The 16350-nt window shown below is 34.6% G+C and carries 15 protein-coding genes; 6 read left to right on the plus strand and 9 right to left on the minus strand.

Features of this window, described 5'->3' with window-relative positions:
- Positions 1–16: 16 nt before the first annotated feature.
- On the plus strand, positions 17–2632 hold the full coding sequence (locus tag AC6CHH_RS08810) for a valine--tRNA ligase (protein WP_498281956.1): 2616 nt from the start codon (positions 17–19) through the stop codon (positions 2630–2632).
- 77 nt (positions 2633–2709) lie between these two features.
- Here AC6CHH_RS08810 and AC6CHH_RS08815 read toward each other — a convergent pair whose 3' ends face one another.
- Entirely contained in the window at positions 2710–3153 is a 444-nt protein-coding gene (locus AC6CHH_RS08815; RefSeq protein WP_498281898.1) for an Hsp20/alpha crystallin family protein, read from the minus strand.
- A gap of 167 nt (positions 3154–3320) precedes the next feature.
- Positions 3321–3695, minus strand: a complete 375-nt coding sequence (folB, locus tag AC6CHH_RS08820; RefSeq protein WP_498281900.1) for a dihydroneopterin aldolase — start codon at positions 3693–3695, stop codon at positions 3321–3323.
- Between the two features lie 76 nt (positions 3696–3771).
- Between folB and AC6CHH_RS08825 the strand changes: the two genes are divergently transcribed.
- Positions 3772–4506, plus strand: a complete 735-nt coding sequence (locus tag AC6CHH_RS08825; RefSeq protein ID WP_498281902.1) for a 3-keto-disaccharide hydrolase — start codon at positions 3772–3774, stop codon at positions 4504–4506.
- 53 nt (positions 4507–4559) lie between these two features.
- Here the strand turns inward: AC6CHH_RS08825 and AC6CHH_RS08830 are convergent, their stop codons facing one another.
- From AC6CHH_RS08830 to AC6CHH_RS08840, 3 genes are all read right to left on the minus strand, one after another.
- Complete coding sequence (locus AC6CHH_RS08830; RefSeq protein WP_498281904.1) at positions 4560–6068, minus strand: GNAT family N-acetyltransferase; 1509 nt, start codon at positions 6066–6068, stop codon at positions 4560–4562.
- Between the two features lie 72 nt (positions 6069–6140).
- On the minus strand, positions 6141–6458 hold the full coding sequence (locus AC6CHH_RS08835) for a DUF3467 domain-containing protein (RefSeq protein WP_498281906.1): 318 nt from the start codon (positions 6456–6458) through the stop codon (positions 6141–6143).
- Between the two features lie 11 nt (positions 6459–6469).
- The gene (locus AC6CHH_RS08840; RefSeq protein ID WP_498281908.1) at positions 6470–7585 is read right to left on the minus strand and encodes a M42 family metallopeptidase; all 1116 of its coding nucleotides are present in this window, start codon (positions 7583–7585) and stop codon (positions 6470–6472) included.
- Positions 7586–7678: 93 nt separating this feature from the next.
- On the opposite strand from AC6CHH_RS08840, the gene lgt reads away from it, so the two are divergent.
- On the plus strand, positions 7679–8503 hold the full coding sequence (gene lgt, locus AC6CHH_RS08845; protein ID WP_498281910.1) for a prolipoprotein diacylglyceryl transferase: 825 nt from the start codon (positions 7679–7681) through the stop codon (positions 8501–8503).
- A 46-nt stretch (positions 8504–8549) separates the two neighbouring features.
- Positions 8550–9746, plus strand: a complete 1197-nt coding sequence (locus tag AC6CHH_RS08850; RefSeq protein WP_498281912.1) for a multidrug effflux MFS transporter — start codon at positions 8550–8552, stop codon at positions 9744–9746.
- A gap of 147 nt (positions 9747–9893) precedes the next feature.
- Here the strand turns inward: AC6CHH_RS08850 and aroQ are convergent, their stop codons facing one another.
- Together aroQ and AC6CHH_RS08860 are read right to left on the minus strand one after the other, a co-directional pair.
- Positions 9894–10322, minus strand: coding sequence for a type II 3-dehydroquinate dehydratase (gene aroQ / locus AC6CHH_RS08855; RefSeq protein WP_498281914.1), 429 nt, complete (start codon positions 10320–10322; stop codon positions 9894–9896).
- Positions 10323–10355: 33 nt separating this feature from the next.
- A complete protein-coding gene (locus AC6CHH_RS08860; RefSeq protein WP_498281916.1) occupies positions 10356–11996 on the minus strand; it encodes a gliding motility protein RemB in 1641 nt (546 codons plus the stop codon).
- Between the two features lie 196 nt (positions 11997–12192).
- Here AC6CHH_RS08860 and AC6CHH_RS08865 point away from each other — a divergent pair, with 196 nt between their 5' ends.
- Positions 12193–13611, plus strand: coding sequence for a glycoside hydrolase family 125 protein (locus AC6CHH_RS08865; RefSeq protein ID WP_498281918.1), 1419 nt, complete (start codon positions 12193–12195; stop codon positions 13609–13611).
- Positions 13612–13668: 57 nt separating this feature from the next.
- Entirely contained in the window at positions 13669–14493 is an 825-nt protein-coding gene (murI, locus tag AC6CHH_RS08870) for a glutamate racemase (protein ID WP_498281920.1), read from the plus strand.
- Between the two features lie 68 nt (positions 14494–14561).
- Here murI and AC6CHH_RS08875 read toward each other — a convergent pair whose 3' ends face one another.
- Positions 14562–14984, minus strand: a complete 423-nt coding sequence (locus tag AC6CHH_RS08875; protein ID WP_498281922.1) for a SufE family protein — start codon at positions 14982–14984, stop codon at positions 14562–14564.
- Positions 14985–14994: 10 nt separating this feature from the next.
- Positions 14995–16218, minus strand: a complete 1224-nt coding sequence (locus AC6CHH_RS08880; RefSeq protein ID WP_498281924.1) for an aminotransferase class V-fold PLP-dependent enzyme — start codon at positions 16216–16218, stop codon at positions 14995–14997.
- Positions 16219–16350: the final 132 nt, after the last annotated feature.

Below are 16350 nucleotides of genomic sequence, written 5' to 3' on the forward strand. Positions count from 1 at the left end.
TAGAATTGAGAATACAATGAGCATAGCAAAAACATATAATCCAAAAGAGGTTGAAAATAAATGGTATTCGTACTGGATGAAAAATGGTTTTTTCCGTTCCACTCCAGATGAACGTGAGCCTTATACAATTGTCATGCCCCCGCCAAATGTAACAGGAGTATTACATATGGGCCACATGTTAAATAATACGATTCAAGATGTTTTGATCCGCAGAGCCAGAATGCAAGGAAAAAATGCATGTTGGGTACCTGGAACTGATCATGCTTCTATTGCCACTGAGGCTAAGGTCGTTGCTATGCTTAAAGAAAAGGGAATTGACAAAAAAACGATAAGTCGCGAAGAATTTCTCAAATATGCTTGGGAATGGAAAGAAAAATATGGTGGTATTATTCTTAAGCAATTAGAGAAACTAGGCGCTTCCTGTGATTGGGAAAGAACAAAATTCACAATGGATCCTGATCTATCGGAGGCGGTTATCGATACCTTCATTAAGTATCATAAAGAAGGTTATATATATCGTGGTATACGAATGGTAAACTGGGACCCACAAGGAAAAACGGCACTTTCTGATGAGGAAGTAATTCGTAAAGAAGTTAACCAAAAATTATATTATATACGTTATCAAATTAAGGACAGTGATGAGCATATCGTAGTTGCAACAACTCGTCCAGAAACAATTATGGCCGATTCAGCCATATGCGTAAATCCATCAGATGAGCGTTACACGAACCTTCTAGGCAAGAAAGTTTTGATACCTTTAATCAACCGTGAAATCCCTATTATTCAAGATGAATATGTAGAAACGGAGTTTGGAACTGGATGCTTGAAAGTAACTCCTGCTCACGATTTAAATGACTATGAGCTTGGTCAAAAGCACAATCTTGAAATCATAGACATTTTGAATGATGACGGTACCTTAAATGAAAAAGCTATAATTTTAGTTGGAGAAGACCGATTTATTGCGCGAAAAAAAATCGCAAAACTTTTAGAGGAATCTAAGCATATTGAGAAAATAGAAGATTATAAATCACAGATCGGTTTTTCAGAACGTACAGATGCAGCTATAGAGCCTAAACTTTCTATGCAATGGTTCTTAAAGATGGATAAGTTAGCAAAACCCGCATTAACATATGTTGAAGATGGAACTATAAAGTTAATCCCCGATAAATTTTTTGCATCCTATAAGCATTGGATGGAAAACGTTAAAGATTGGTGTATATCTCGCCAATTATGGTGGGGACATCGTATCCCAGCTTGGTACAATCAAAATAATGACTGGGTAGTTGCAAAAACTGAAGAAGAAGCAGCATTAGAATTGGAAAGACAAGGAAAACCAAATCAAAACCTTCGTCAAGAAGATGATGTGTTAGATACTTGGTTCTCATCTGGGCTATGGCCACTTTCTGTATTTAACGGGGTAACAGAACCTGAAAATCCCGAATTCAAATACTATTATCCAACTAACGATCTGGTAACAGCACCTGAAATTTTATTTTTTTGGATTGCTCGGATGATTATCATGGGACATGATTATACACAGGCCCCTCCCTTTAGAAACGTTTATTTGACAGGAATAGTTCGGGATAAATTAGGTCGAAAAATGTCCAAATCACTTGGAAATTCGCCCGATCCTATTGAATTGATGGAGAAATATGGTACTGACGGGGTTCGAGTAGGAATGTTATTGTCCTCTCCTGCCGGAAATGACCTTATGTTTGATGTCTCTTACTGTGAACAGGGTAGAAATTTTGCTAATAAAATTTGGAATGCGTTTAGATTAGTAAAAGGTTGGGAAATAATCGATGCAGTATCTTCCAATGAACAAAAGACAGCAGCAGATTGGTTTGAAAATAGATTCAATCAAGCAGTTTCTGAAATTGAAGAACATTTCGCTCATTACCGTCTTTCAGATGCACTAATGACAATTTATAAGTTAATATGGGACGATTATTGTGCATGGTATTTAGAACTTGTAAAACCAGCGTACCAATCCCCTATTGAAAGCGAAACTTTAGAAAAAGTAAAAGAGTTATTTCAAAGGGTTTTAACTTTAGCACATCCTTTCATGCCTTTTTTAACTGAAGAGTTATGGCATGATGAACTATTTGGTGTCCGCCAAGAAAATGACTGCATAATTATTGCACCCTTTCCTCAAGCCAAGGAATTCGACGAAAAGCTTATTAAAGAATTTGCAACAGTACAACAAATCATTTCGGAGGTTCGGAATATACGTAATTCGAAAGGAATTTCACCGCGCGTTCCCTTACCGTTAGCAATTAATTCAACTTCAATTGATTTCAGAAAATATCAGAAAAGCATCGAAAAACTAGCAAACATAGAAGATCTTAAATTTGTGAATGATAAAGTTTCTGGCGCTTTAACTTTTTTAGCAGGAAGGGTAGAATGTTTTGTCACATTAGAAAAAAACATTGATGTTGATGCAGAAAAGGAACGCATCAATAAAGACATCATATACTTAAAAGGCTTCCTACTGGCTGTCGACAAAAAACTTATGAATGAGCGTTTCATACAAAATGCTAAACCGGAAATCATTCAAAATGAACAAAATAAAAAAACAGACGCGCTAACTAAAATAAAAATATTAGAAGAGAGTTTGATTAGTTTAGGTTGATAACTATATGATATTCCAAAAAAAATAGGGTAGCAGAACCGCTACCCTATTTTTGTAATCAACCAAAACTAATGTTTTTATTTTACTTCAATTAACCTTTTAGCAACTATTGCTTCTTCCTTTTTAGCAATCGAAATAGCGAGCACTCCGTCTTGGTAAGTTGCATCAATATTGCCATAATCTACCACCTCAGGTAAGGTAAACGATCTTGAAAATGAACTATAATTGAACTCTTTTTTACTATAGAACTTCCCTTCTTGGGATTTCTCCTCTTGTTTCTCAACAGCAATGCTTAAAACATTTTTATCAACGTTTATCTTAAAATCAGATTTCTGCAATCCCGGAGCAGCTAATTCAATTTTGAAACCTTCGGCGGATTCGGTTATATTCACTGCCGGAACACGGGTAACCAGACGATCAGAAATAAAAGAATCATTGAACAAATTGTCAAACACACTATTTACATATGGATTTACCGCATCCATATTGTATGATTTACCTGGTAATTTTAATAAAGCCATTTTAATTTTCTCCTTATAAGTTTAAAAAGTTTTTAATTTTTATAAGATTCATTACAATGAATATACCATTGCGTTTTACGCACCACAAACTAGACAAAATGACACTATTTTAGATTAATTCAAGACAAAATGACACTAAACTATTTCTTTCGCTCACTAAGACAATCTCAATTGTTATCCTTGGAATACAATAAGGAAACAACTGAATTTGCGACATCGCCTCCAAATGGGGGGTTCACTTTACGGATAGATATTTCTACTGTCTGAACATGATCATATTCTTCAATAATTTTGTTAAGTATATCCTCCGCCGCAGACTCCAATAACTTTCTTTTAGGACTCATTATTTGCATCAGTATTTGATAAAGTTCCTCGTAATTTATTGTGTTCACGATATCCTCTGAGTCAGGATTTTGAAATGGATAACTAACTGTAGTTGTAACATAAAATTCGTTTCCTAAAATTTGCTCTTCCTCATAATACCCTATTGGAGAATAAAACCGAACATTCTCTAATGAAATTTTCTGGGTAATAATTGCCATTTTGATAAAATTTTTAATGATTTTTTACTTAAAAATAATCATTATTCTTATATTAACATAAATAAAACTTAAACCAATGTCAAAACATTACATTTTATTAGCATTCGTAGGCAGTATTTCTATTGCTTCGGCTCAAACCAAATTCCAACCCCAAGATACAGAATTCTACACACCTGTTCCTAAAGTTGTCACAACCTATTCAAATGCAGCACCTTCCGATGCGATTGTATTGTTTGATGGAAAGAGCCTTGATCAGTGGGCAAGTGAGAAAGACAGCATCAGCTCTCCTTCTTGGACAATTGAAAACAATACGCTTACTGTTAAACCCGGCGCAGGTGGAATCGTAACCAAAAAGAAATTTGAAGATTTCCAATTGCACCTCGAATGGAAAAGTCCAGAGGTAATAAAGGGAGAAGGTCAAGGCAGAGGAAATAGCGGATTATTTTTACAAGGGCTATATGAGGTTCAAGTTTTAGACAACAATAACAACAAGACATACACCAATGGCCAGGCAGGCAGTATTTATAAACAAAATCCTCCACTAGTTGAGGCCAGAAAGAAGGCCGGAGAATGGCATACATATGATATTCTTTATACTGCTCCACGTTTTAATAAAGACGGACATTTAATTAAAAGAGGACTTGTAACTATCATTCATAATGGAGTGGTTGTACAATATAACACCGAACTTCAGGGCACGACAGAATACATTGGTTTACCAAAAATGATTCCTCATGGTCCAGGTCCAATAACACTGCAAGATCATGGAGATTTAGTATCATTCCGAAATATTTGGATACGAGAATTATAAAGCAAAGAGACCCGATTTGGGTCTCTTTGCTTTATGATAATCGACGAGGATATTTATTTCAATAAATTGACTTCATATAAATCATTCCTTCTATCCCTTAAAGTCCTTACTGTGCCATACTCGTGAAGATCTCGTAATGCGTACAGATCGACATCAGCAATCAGTACCATTTCCGTATTAGGAGTTGCCTCAGCTTTTATAGCATTATTTGGGAATGCAAAATCTGAAGGAGTAAACACAGCCGATTGAGAATATTGTATGTCCATATTATTTACTCTAGGGAGATTGCCAACGGAGCCTGCAATTGCAACGTAACATTCATTTTCGATTGCTCTCGCCTGAGCACACGATCGCACGCGAATATACCCATTTTGCGTATCGGTCATATAGGGCACAAATAGTATTTTCATACCTTGGTCTGCTAATATCCTACTCAATTCCGGAAATTCTACATCGTAACATATTAAAAGACCAACTTTTCCACAATCGGTATCGAATGCTCTTACTTCGCTCCCTCCTGCTAATCCATAATATTTAATTTCGTTAGGTGTAATGTGAATTTTTTTAAATGAATCCAAACTACCATTTCGATGACATAGATAGCTTACATTATACAATTTACCTCTTTCCATGAGTGGCATTGAACCTGCAATAATATTCACATTATATGACACCGCAAACTGTTGAATTTTTTCAATTATATCTTTAGTGTGTTCAGCTAGCTTCTCCATAGCTAAGCGCTCAGGTAGCTCATTAAAAGGGCTCATTAAGGGAGAATTAAAAAATTCAGGAAACATGACAAAATCAGCACTATAATCACTTACTGTATCTACAAAAAACTCCACCTGGTCATAAAAATCTTCCAAACCTTTATACAATCGCATTTGCCATTGAACAAGTCCTAACCGAATTGTTTGTTTAGATGCCGAATTAGATCTAGCATCAGGTTCATAATAGATATTATTCCATTCTAACAAAGTAGCAACTTCCATAGATTCTTTATCTTCTGGAAGATAGTTTTTAATAATCTTCTTAACATGAAAATCATTAGATAATTGGAATGTTAAGGTAGGATCATATATTTCTTTCCTTTTTACTTTTTCGATGTAAGTCCTAGGTGTCATATTATCGGCATAATTATGATAATTAGGGATACGACCACCAGCAATAATTCTTTGTAGATTCATTTGCTCACATAGCTCCTTTCGCGCATCATATAATCTTCTACCAAGTCTTAATGCACGAAAATCAGGATGAACAAAAACTTCAATACCATATAATGTATCGCCATCTAAATCATGCTTATCAAATTTACCGTCATCAATGATAGCATAGTACTTATCATATATATTTGACTTTTGGGAGTTTAAAATTAAAGATAGTGAACAAGCTACAACCTTTCCATCAACCTCAACCGCAATTTGCCCTTCTGGAAAAATATCGATCAAATCAACAATATTTTCTCGAGTCCATACGTCACCTAATCCTTGATATGCTTCAGTCATAGAATTCTTTAAATCCTTATAATCCTTCTTACTTAGGTTTCTTACATTAATATCCATAATTGAATTGATTGGTTAAATGAAGGTGATCATATTTTACCATTTATTTCCTATAACATAGTAAAAATAATTTTAGGCTTCACCCTTAGCGCCACCAAAATTTAAAGGAAAAGGAACATCTCTTGAGTTGATTTCTCCATTTTGGCCCTCAAAGCGGTTTATATTATCTTGCAGAGCCTTCAATAATTGTTTGGCATGTTCAGGAGTTAAAATAATTCTTGATTTGACCTTTGCCTTGGGGACTCCAGGCATAAGTCTGATAAAATCAACAACAAATTCAGAATTAGAGTGTGTTATAATTGCTAAATTAGAATATACTCCTTCAGCAATATCTTCTGTTAGTTCAATACTAATCTCCTGGTCTTCCGGGGCTTTCATCTTATTATTCATTTTTAAGTTGATTATTTAATAAATGTTCTAAAATCTTGGTCTTTTCGTATAGATAGGATCATTTCATATATTAACCGAATGACATTATCGACATCCTCCTTATGTATCATCTCCACCGTGGTATGCATATAACGCAATGGCAAGGATATTAGTGCAGATGGCACTCCGGCATTTGAGTAAGCAAATGCATCTGTATCTGTACCTGTATACCTAGAACACGCTTGTCTTTGTATTGGTATATTATTTTTTTGAGCAACTTCAACCAACTGCTTGTTCAGATTAATTTGGACTGCCGGTGCGTAAGAAACTACAGGCCCTTTTCCACAAGCTAAATCACCTTGAGTAATTTTGTTTATCATTGGAGTTCCTGTATCATGAGTAACGTCTGTAACAATAGCAAGGTTAGGTTTAATGTGATTCGCTATCATTTCAGCACCCTTTAATCCAATTTCTTCCTGTACTGAATTCACGATATACAATCCAAATGGTAGCTTTTTTTTATTTTCCTTAAGAATCCGAGCAACCTCGGCTATCATAAAACCACCGGCCCTATTATCTAATGCCCGCCCTACATAATACCGGTTATTAAGAATCATAAATTCATCTTCATAAGTAATTACACAGCCGACGTGAATACCAAGTTCTTCAACCTCTTGCTTTGAGGTACATCCACAGTCTAGAAATATATTTTTTAAAGTAGGTGCCTCTTCTTTTTCTCCAGATCGTGTATGAATTGCAGGCCAACCAAAAACTGCCTTCACAATCCCTTTATCAGTATGAATGTTAACTCGTTTTGAAGGAGCAATCTGGTGGTCAGATCCACCATTACGAACTACATAGATCAACCCTTCATTCGAAATATAATTAACAAACCATGAAATTTCATCAGCATGAGCTTCAATAACAACTTTATAGGTTGCTTTTGGATTTATAATCCCAACAGCTGTTCCATAGTTATCAATGTAGGTTTCATCAACATAGGGTTTCAAATAGTCCAACCAAAGTCTTTGTCCAGCCCATTCGAAGCCCGTTGGAGATGGGTTATTAATATATTTTTCAAAAAATGCTAATGAGTTCCCAGTTACTATTGACTCATTGGAAGAATCTTTTATTGTCTTTTTAGCCATAATATTAAATTAATACTCGCAAAATAAGTATTTCCTTAATTTTCGCAAAAATAAAAACCGAAAGCTTATCTTTACATTACATTATTATAACATATGGTAGATATTTTAAGTTTTATCAATTGGGGACCTAAACCTGAAATCTTTAATATAGGTAGCTTCGGTGTTCGATATTATTCTATTTGTTGGCTATTAGCATTTCTTGCATCCTACCTTATAATGCTCAAAGTTTTTCTTAAGGAAGGTAAATCACAAGAATTATTAGACCAATTGACAATTTACATTTTTGTAGGCACATTGGTTGGTGCTCGATTAGGCCATTGTTTTTTTTACGATTGGGCTTACTACAAAGATCATTTTATAGAGATTTTCATCCCATTTCAAAAGGTTAATGATTCCTGGCAATTAACTGGATTCACTGGGCTAGCTAGTCATGGAGGAGCTATTGGAATTTTGGTTGCGACATGGCTATTTTCTAGAAAAACAAAAACAAACTTTACTTGGCTTGCTGACCGTTTGGTTTTAGTTGTACCCGTTGCGGGAGCTTTTATTCGTATAGGCAATTTTTTTAATTCGGAAATTATTGGAAATCCTTCTGATCTTCCTTGGGCGGTGGTTTTTAATCATTATGACCAGATTCCTAGACATCCAGCACAATTATATGAAGCCATAGCGTATGCTTTAATTTTTATAATTCTTTGGAGTATTTATCAAAAGAGCAAAAAACCTAAATCGGGTAAACTTTTTGGCATTTTCATGATTTTATTATTTTCAGCACGCTTTTTAATTGAATACGTAAAAATAGACCAAGTTGCATTCGAAGAAGGAATGTTTATAAATATGGGGCAAATTCTAAGTATTCCATTTATAATTCTAGGCATTATAATCCTTCTAAAATCTAAGGAAAACAAAAAATCATAATTCAAACGCTCTACTAATAAGTAGGGCGTTTTTTATCTTCCTACTTATGTCTGTATTAAAAACAAATAGAAAACTAACCTTATTAATATTAGGGTTACTCTCGGCAATTGGTCCATTTTCTATTGATCTTTACCTTCCTGCTTTTGACAATATTGCTTTAGACTTTAACACCTCAGTTGAAAAAGTACAGCTTTCCTTAACAAGTTTTTTTATTGGCATTGCCTTTGGCCAACTGATATATGGCCCTTTATTGGATAAATATGGGCGAAAAAGACCTTTACTAGTTGGTTTAGGAATTTATTTCGTTGCATCGATACTTTGTATTTCTACTAGGGATATTAATCACTTGATTATTTTACGCTTTCTACAAGCCTTAGGAAGTTGTGGAGGTATGGTAGGAGCGAGAGCAATGGTGACAGATTATTACGATAGCAGAGAGTCTGCAAGGGTATTTAGCTTATTAATGCTTGTCATTGGTATATCCCCCATTTTAGCTCCGAGCATTGGCGCATTTATGCTTAATCACTTGGACTGGCATTTTATTTTTTTAGCTTTAGCAATCATGGCATTTTTTATATTCCTGGGTACTAATTTTAAGTTACCCGAAAGCTACCAAGGGAATAAACAGTTATCTCTGGCTCCAAAATCTATTCTCCGTAATTTCTGGGAAGTATTTAGTAATAAGACATTTATAGCCTATTGTTTAATTGGTTCAATTGCCTCTTCAGGAACATATGCCTATTTAGCGGGTTCTTCTTTTGTGATGCAACAATATTTTGGATTGAGCAAAAGTGAATATGGATTGGCATTCGCTTTTGTGGCTTCCGCCATGATTATTGCAACTCAACTCAACAGAAGATTTCTAAAAAAATGGACTAGTGCTCAAATCAGTAGGGTTGCTAACATTTGGCAAGCCTTTATTGGCCTCTGCATGGTACTGGCCTTAATAACTCAAACACTCTCTTTGCCTGTTATTTTAGGTCTCATTTTTTTCTTTTTATTCGGATATGGCTTTATATTTCCCAATACGTCGGCTATCGCTTTATCCCCAATTAAGAACTTAGCTGGAAGTGCCTCTGCTTTATTAGGCTGCATTCAAATGGCAATTGGAGCATTAGCTTCTGGATTGGTTAGTCTTTTACACAATGGTACTCCATGGCCAATGTTGATAGTAATGTGTTCTGGGGCCGTAATTTCTCTAATTCTCCATTTATCGATAAGAAATAGACTTCAGATAGAGTAAAAAAATATAGAATATCATTAAAAAGAGACCCCCAAAAATACATCATATTTTTGAGGGTCTCTTTTTAAACATTAACTCAACCCTTCCCATCCCAATTTTATATTGGCTGGAAATATGGGTATATAACCAGAATACAACCTCGCTGGTTTAATTTTCTTTATTAGTTAAACTTTCTATAGCCAATCTATAACTATCCAATCCAAATCCTAAAATAACACCTTTACAGTTCTTAGATAAAAATGAATGATGTCTGAAGCTTTCTCTTTGATGAACATTTGAAATATGAACCTCTACTACAGGTGTCGTAATGGCTGCAATTGCATCTGCAATTGCAACTGAAGTATGTGTATATCCTGCAGCATTTAGCACTATACCATCAAAAGTAAATCCAACTTCATGTAATTTATCAATAATTGCCCCCTCTAAATTACTTTGAAAGTAATGTAGATTTATATCGTCAAATTTCTCTTTCAAACTATCTAGATAAGTATCAAAAGATCTATCTCCATAAATACTTTTCTCACGGACTCCAAGTAAGTTTAAATTGGGACCATTTAGAATTAATATCTGTTTCATTTTCTATGTATATTTTTTAAAGATAAGATATTCTTAAAAATCTCCATAAAAATTGCGGAAACTAGATCTAAGTCCAATGTTAATTACCCCAGATTTCTGAGTCGCTATCCCCTCAGTTTTATTATATCTCTGCGTGTATCCAACTTCAAATCGAAGGTTATATTTAGGATTTAAAACATATGCAGCTTTTAAATCCGCGTAATACAAATCATTTTGAACCCCTTGGCCAATTTTATTTCCGTATCTATTAGGATAACTATTATAAGATTGAAAGATATCGCCCCCATAATTCACAGAATTACCCATTAAATCAACTGGATCAGTGCCATATCTACTATAGACGCCTTGTAATGAAAAATCAAATCGATTCCAGGAGTAATTTGCAAAACCAATCAATTCTCTGAAATTTGCTCCTCGAGGATGAGCTAAAGGCTCACCTCTGTTGCTGTAATTAGATATGGAAACAAAATGTTGGTAAGTATATGGTCGTACCATGTTGTATTCACCTAAAATATTTAAATTCTTTATCCCGAAAATATTAAAGGCCTTAGCCCCTAACTGCGCACCCCATTTGTTATGTACGTATCCATTATTTGCAAAAAATTCTTTAGCAGTAAACTCACCTAAAAGAAATTGGCCATATAAAGTCGCATTATCTAACACTTTATATTTAGCGTTTAAACCTAAAAACATTTTATCTGGGGATGAAATGTTGTTATTTTCTACTGGTCTTAAAAATAAAACAGGATTCAAATAATTATAATCAAATCCCCGGTATCCAGCTTGATTTCGGTTCGACCATATAACGGATTGGAAAAATCCAACAGATAAACGATTCGTAACATTGTAATCTAAATATTGAAAGGCTCCCCATTTAATACCATCGCCAAAACGTCCACCTGAATCCAGTGAGTCAACACGAGGATTCCTCGGATCGTTCATATAGGCCCAAATAGAAGTATATTGAACATTTCCGATTTTACCAGTAAACTTTAAATGTGAATAATTGGAAGAAAAATCTGATAATAAGACAGATCGATATCCGTCTCCTATATGATTTTTATCATAGCCTAAGGTAACTTGAAAATAGTCGCTAAAATCATAGGTAAAATTAGCTGTTGCATACATCCAATCCTTTGTGCGTTCCATTTCATCTTTGGACATAGCCTGTCCGGGAACAACCAAACTATTCTGTATGTATTTATCTAAATATTCTGGAAAAACAGCTTGATTTTCAAAAAAGTTACCATAAAACGTAAATTTATCTTTAATGGTAACTCCCGCTTGAATTCCACGAGTATTTAACCATGTTGTGCGTTTATCTTCATTAATTAACTCAGAACCAATTACGAAATCAGGTAGAACATCCAAATAAAAAGTATGGTCTTCTTTTTCAACTTCAATTAAGTGTTCATTAAAAACTTTTCTCATAAACCAATTATCCGATGATATAGGATTTAGAGACTGTACAGAGTCCATTTTTTCCAACATCCTTCCCTTAAATAAATAAGGTTTTGAGGAAGTATGATATCGTGTGTTGGGTGAATATAATTCCTCATTATATTTCTGATAATGTTGAAAAGAATAAGGTTGATTTCTAACTTGAGCTTGGTTTTTCCCGCACCACGCAAAAGAAAGTAATCCGGTTATAACGTATGGTATGGCATGTTTCATATTTTTGATTTCGAAGAGTTTGCTCAATACTAGCAAATTTTATTCCTAAAACTTAATTTATATGTATTTATATTTTTGGCTAGAATCATTTTGAAGTTAAAAATATGCTAAATCGTTTTGTCTATATTAAAATATATCCAACACAAATTTGTATATTGCTTGAAATAATAAGTTTAATAACCATTGAAATTAAGATATGAAGCGTAGAACCTTTATTCAAAACTCAGCTCTAGTAGGAGCAGGAATACTTGCTAACAAATTTTCATTTGCCAGCAATCAATCAAATTTCCCGATTGTCCGGGTTGCTGAAAAAGATCGTCATTTTACCAGTAAATTGGTAGAAGATACAATTAAAGAGTTTCAGAAAAATGTTGCCGATAAAGAACTGGGCTGGATGTTTGGTAATTGCTTACCGAACACCTTAGACACAACCATATATGACCAAACAAAAGGTAGTCGACATCTCACGTACGTCATCACTGGTGATATAGATGCAATGTGGCTTCGGGACAGTAGTGCACAAGTATGGCCTTATATTCCCTTTATCAGAAAAGAGAAGGATCTTCAAAATCTAATTTTGGGTTTAATTAATAAACAATCTGAATGTATTAATATTGATCCGTACGCCAATGCATTTTACAGTGATCCGAACAAAAAAGGAGAATGGTTTACAGACCATACTAATATGAAGCCTGGGATGCACGAACGAAAATGGGAAATTGACTCTCTTTGTTATCCTATTCGTTTAGCTTATCGATATTGGAAAGAAACCGGAGATACTACTCCTTTTGATGAAATTTGGGTCAAAGCGCAAGAAAAAACCCTCCAAACTTTTATTGAGCAACAGCGTAAAGAAAATTTAGGCCCTTATAAATTTGAGAGAACAACATCTAGAGGATCTGATACACTTCAAGTAGATGGATATGGATACCCTGTAAAACCAGTTGGATTAATTGTTTCTAGTTTCCGCCCATCAGACGATAGCAGTATATTTGGTTTTCTAATTCCATCCAATTTATTTGCGATAACAAGTTTAAGGCAGTCCGCTGAAATCTTGAGGAAAGTTAAGAAAAACATAGTTTTGGCAGAAAAAATGGAGACATTAGCAAATGAGGTGGATGCTGCAGTAAAAAAATATGGAATAATTGATCACCCAAACTTTGGAAGAGTTTACGCCTTTGAGGTTGATGGATTTGGCAGTTATTTAATGATGGACGATGCAAATGTACCGAGTTTGCTTGCATTACCTTATTTAGGTGCTGTTGACATCAATGACGAAGTTTACCAGAGAACTAGAGCTTACATTCTTTCCCCAAACAATCCCTTCTTCTTCAAAGGTAAATTTGCTGAAGGTATTGGTGGGCCCCATATTGGCAGAGATATGATTTGGCCAATGTCTATCATCATGCGTGCCTTTACCTCAAATGATGATCAAGAAATTCGTGAATGTATACAAACATTGAAACGAACACATGGGGACACGGGTTTTATGCATGAATCATTCCATAAGGATGATCCAAAGAAATTTACGCGTCATTGGTTCGCCTGGACAAATACACTATTTGGAGAATTAATGTGGAAAATTTACAAAGAAAAACCATCTTTGCTTAAGTAAAGGTACATCTTATAAATATAGCAATAAGGTGGTCAACCTTCTTGCTATATTTGCTTTATGATAGAAAATCAACACATTGGACCGATCGGAATTTTCGATTCAGGATATGGAGGATTGACAGTCTTTAAAGAAATTTTAAAGCACTTACCCCAATATGATTACATTTATTTGGGGGATAACGCCCGCGTACCGTATGGTACACGCTCATTTGAAACTGTTTATGAATTTACAAAAGAGTGCGTTTTCAAATTATTCGATTTAGGATGCAATTTAGTTATTTTGGCTTGCAATACAGCTTCAGCCAAAGCATTAAGAACAATTCAACAGAATGATCTACCTGAAGGAAAAAAGGTGCTTGGTGTCATCCGTCCTACCTCTGAAATTATTAACCAGTACACTAAAAAAAATAAGATAGGCATCCTTGCCACTCAAGGGACAGTTGCTTCACAATCTTATGTTATAGAAATAAACAAATTTTTTCCAGACATTGAAGTTTTTCAACATGCTTGCCCTTTTTGGGTCCCACTTGTAGAAAACAATGAATTGCGAAGTGACGGAGCACATTTTTTTGTGCAACAAGACATATATGAATTGTTATCAAAATCAAATGATATCGATGCAATACTTTTAGCATGTACTCACTATCCATTATTGCTTCCTATAATTGAGAAATTTGTACCTGAAGGCATGACGATTATATCTCAGGGTCAATTGGTTGCAAAAAGTTTGGTAGATTATTTAAACCGACATCCTGAAGTCGAACAGAAATGTGCTAAAAATGGAAATATTCAGTTTTTCACAACAGATGACGCTAGCGAATTTGATAAAAAAGCAGAAATATTTTTTGGTAAGAAAATTATATCATCAACTATTAAGGTGTAACACAACCATTTTAGTTGGAGGAAAGACCTATTTCTCTCATTTTAGTTCGCTCTCACATTCGTGGAGTATTAAGAATTTCTAGCCTGGAGTGCTATCGCATATAATTTCATTTGTTTTACCATGGAAAGCAATCCATTTGCGCGAGTTGGAGAAAGGTGTTCCTTTAGTCCAATTTGCTCTATAAAATACAAATCTGCATCGGCTATTTGTTTTGGAGTATGACCTGATAAAACTTTCACCATTAAGCTCACTAATCCTTTTGTAATCACAGCATCGCTATCCGCTGTAAAAAATAATTTTCCTTCTTTTAGTTCAGGGTATAGCCAAACTTTCGATTGGCATCCTTTGATAATGAATTGATCTAATTTATTTGACTTATCAATTAAAGGTAATTCTTTGCCGATTTGGATAATAAATTCATATTTCTCCATCCAATCCTGATAAAAAGCAAAATCTTCAATTAATTCGTCTTGTATTTCATTTATTGTCATATCCTAATTATTATACCAACATTGCCACCGCTCGTTTTACTCCAGCAACTAAGGTGTCAATTTCTTCTTTTGTATTGTATACAGCTAAGCTTGCACGAATGGTACCAGGAATCCCAAATTGTTCCATAACTGGTTGAGCACAGTGGTGACCGGTCCGAACCGCTATTCCTAACTTATCCAAAAGCACACCAATATCATAGGGATGAGTTCCCTCTACTATAAAAGAGATTACGGATGATTTTTCTTTAGCAGTGCCTATGAAACGAATCCCTTCCACTTCAGAAAGTTTTCTAGTCGCATACTCTAGCAACTCATCCTCATATTTTTTAATATTTTCTATACCAATTTCGTTTATAAAATCTATCGCAGCATTCAAAGTAATTCCGGCTTCAATATTAGGAGTTCCAGCTTCAAACTTAAACGGTAATTCGTTGTAGGTTGTTTTCTCAAAAGTCACGTCTTTTATCATGTCTCCCCCACCCTGGTACGGAGGAATTTTATTCAACCACTTTTCCTTGCCATATAACACTCCTATTCCAGTCGGACCATACATTTTATGACCAGAAAAAACTAAAAAATCGACATCTAATTCCTGTACATCGATTTTAATATGTTGAATTGCTTGTGCTGCATCAATTAATACAGGAACGTCATGCTGGTGTGCTAATTCAATAATTTCCTTTACAGGATTAATTGTACCCAAAGCATTAGAAACGTAGTTCACAGAAACCATTTTTGTCCTTGGTCCAAGTAGTTCCCTGTACCTTTCCATGTCTAGTTCTCCGTGAGTGTTCATTGGAATTATTTTCAACATTGCACCCTTGGCCTCACATAACATTTGCCAAGGAACTATGTTTGAATGATGTTCCATTGCAGAAATAATTATCTCATCACCTGTTGAAACGAATGCCTCTCCATAACAACTTGAAATAAGATTGATACCGTCTGTTGTACCTTTTGTAATGATTATTTCGTAATCTTCTTTGGCATGAATGAACTCTTGTATTTTTTTACGGGTGACTTCAAATGCATCAGTTGAGATTTGACTCAAATAATGAACTCCACGGTGAACATTGCTATTCATTTCCGAATAGTAATAAACGATCGAATCGATTACCGTTTGGGGTTTTTGAGTCGTAGCACCATTATCTAAATAGATCAATGGTTGACCATTCACTTTACGTTTTAAGATTGGAAAAACCTTTCTTATTTTATCTATATCAATTGTATTCAATTTCTGAGACTTTATGTATAAGTTTTACAAAGTTAATATATAATAAAAACAATTCGGGTATAAATAAGTGATTTGGATGTAAAAATCAAAGCAAATTAAGTTATTCGCGGTTACATAACAAGAACATAAATT

It is taken from the genome of Sphingobacterium sp. GQ94, assembly GCF_059758715.1.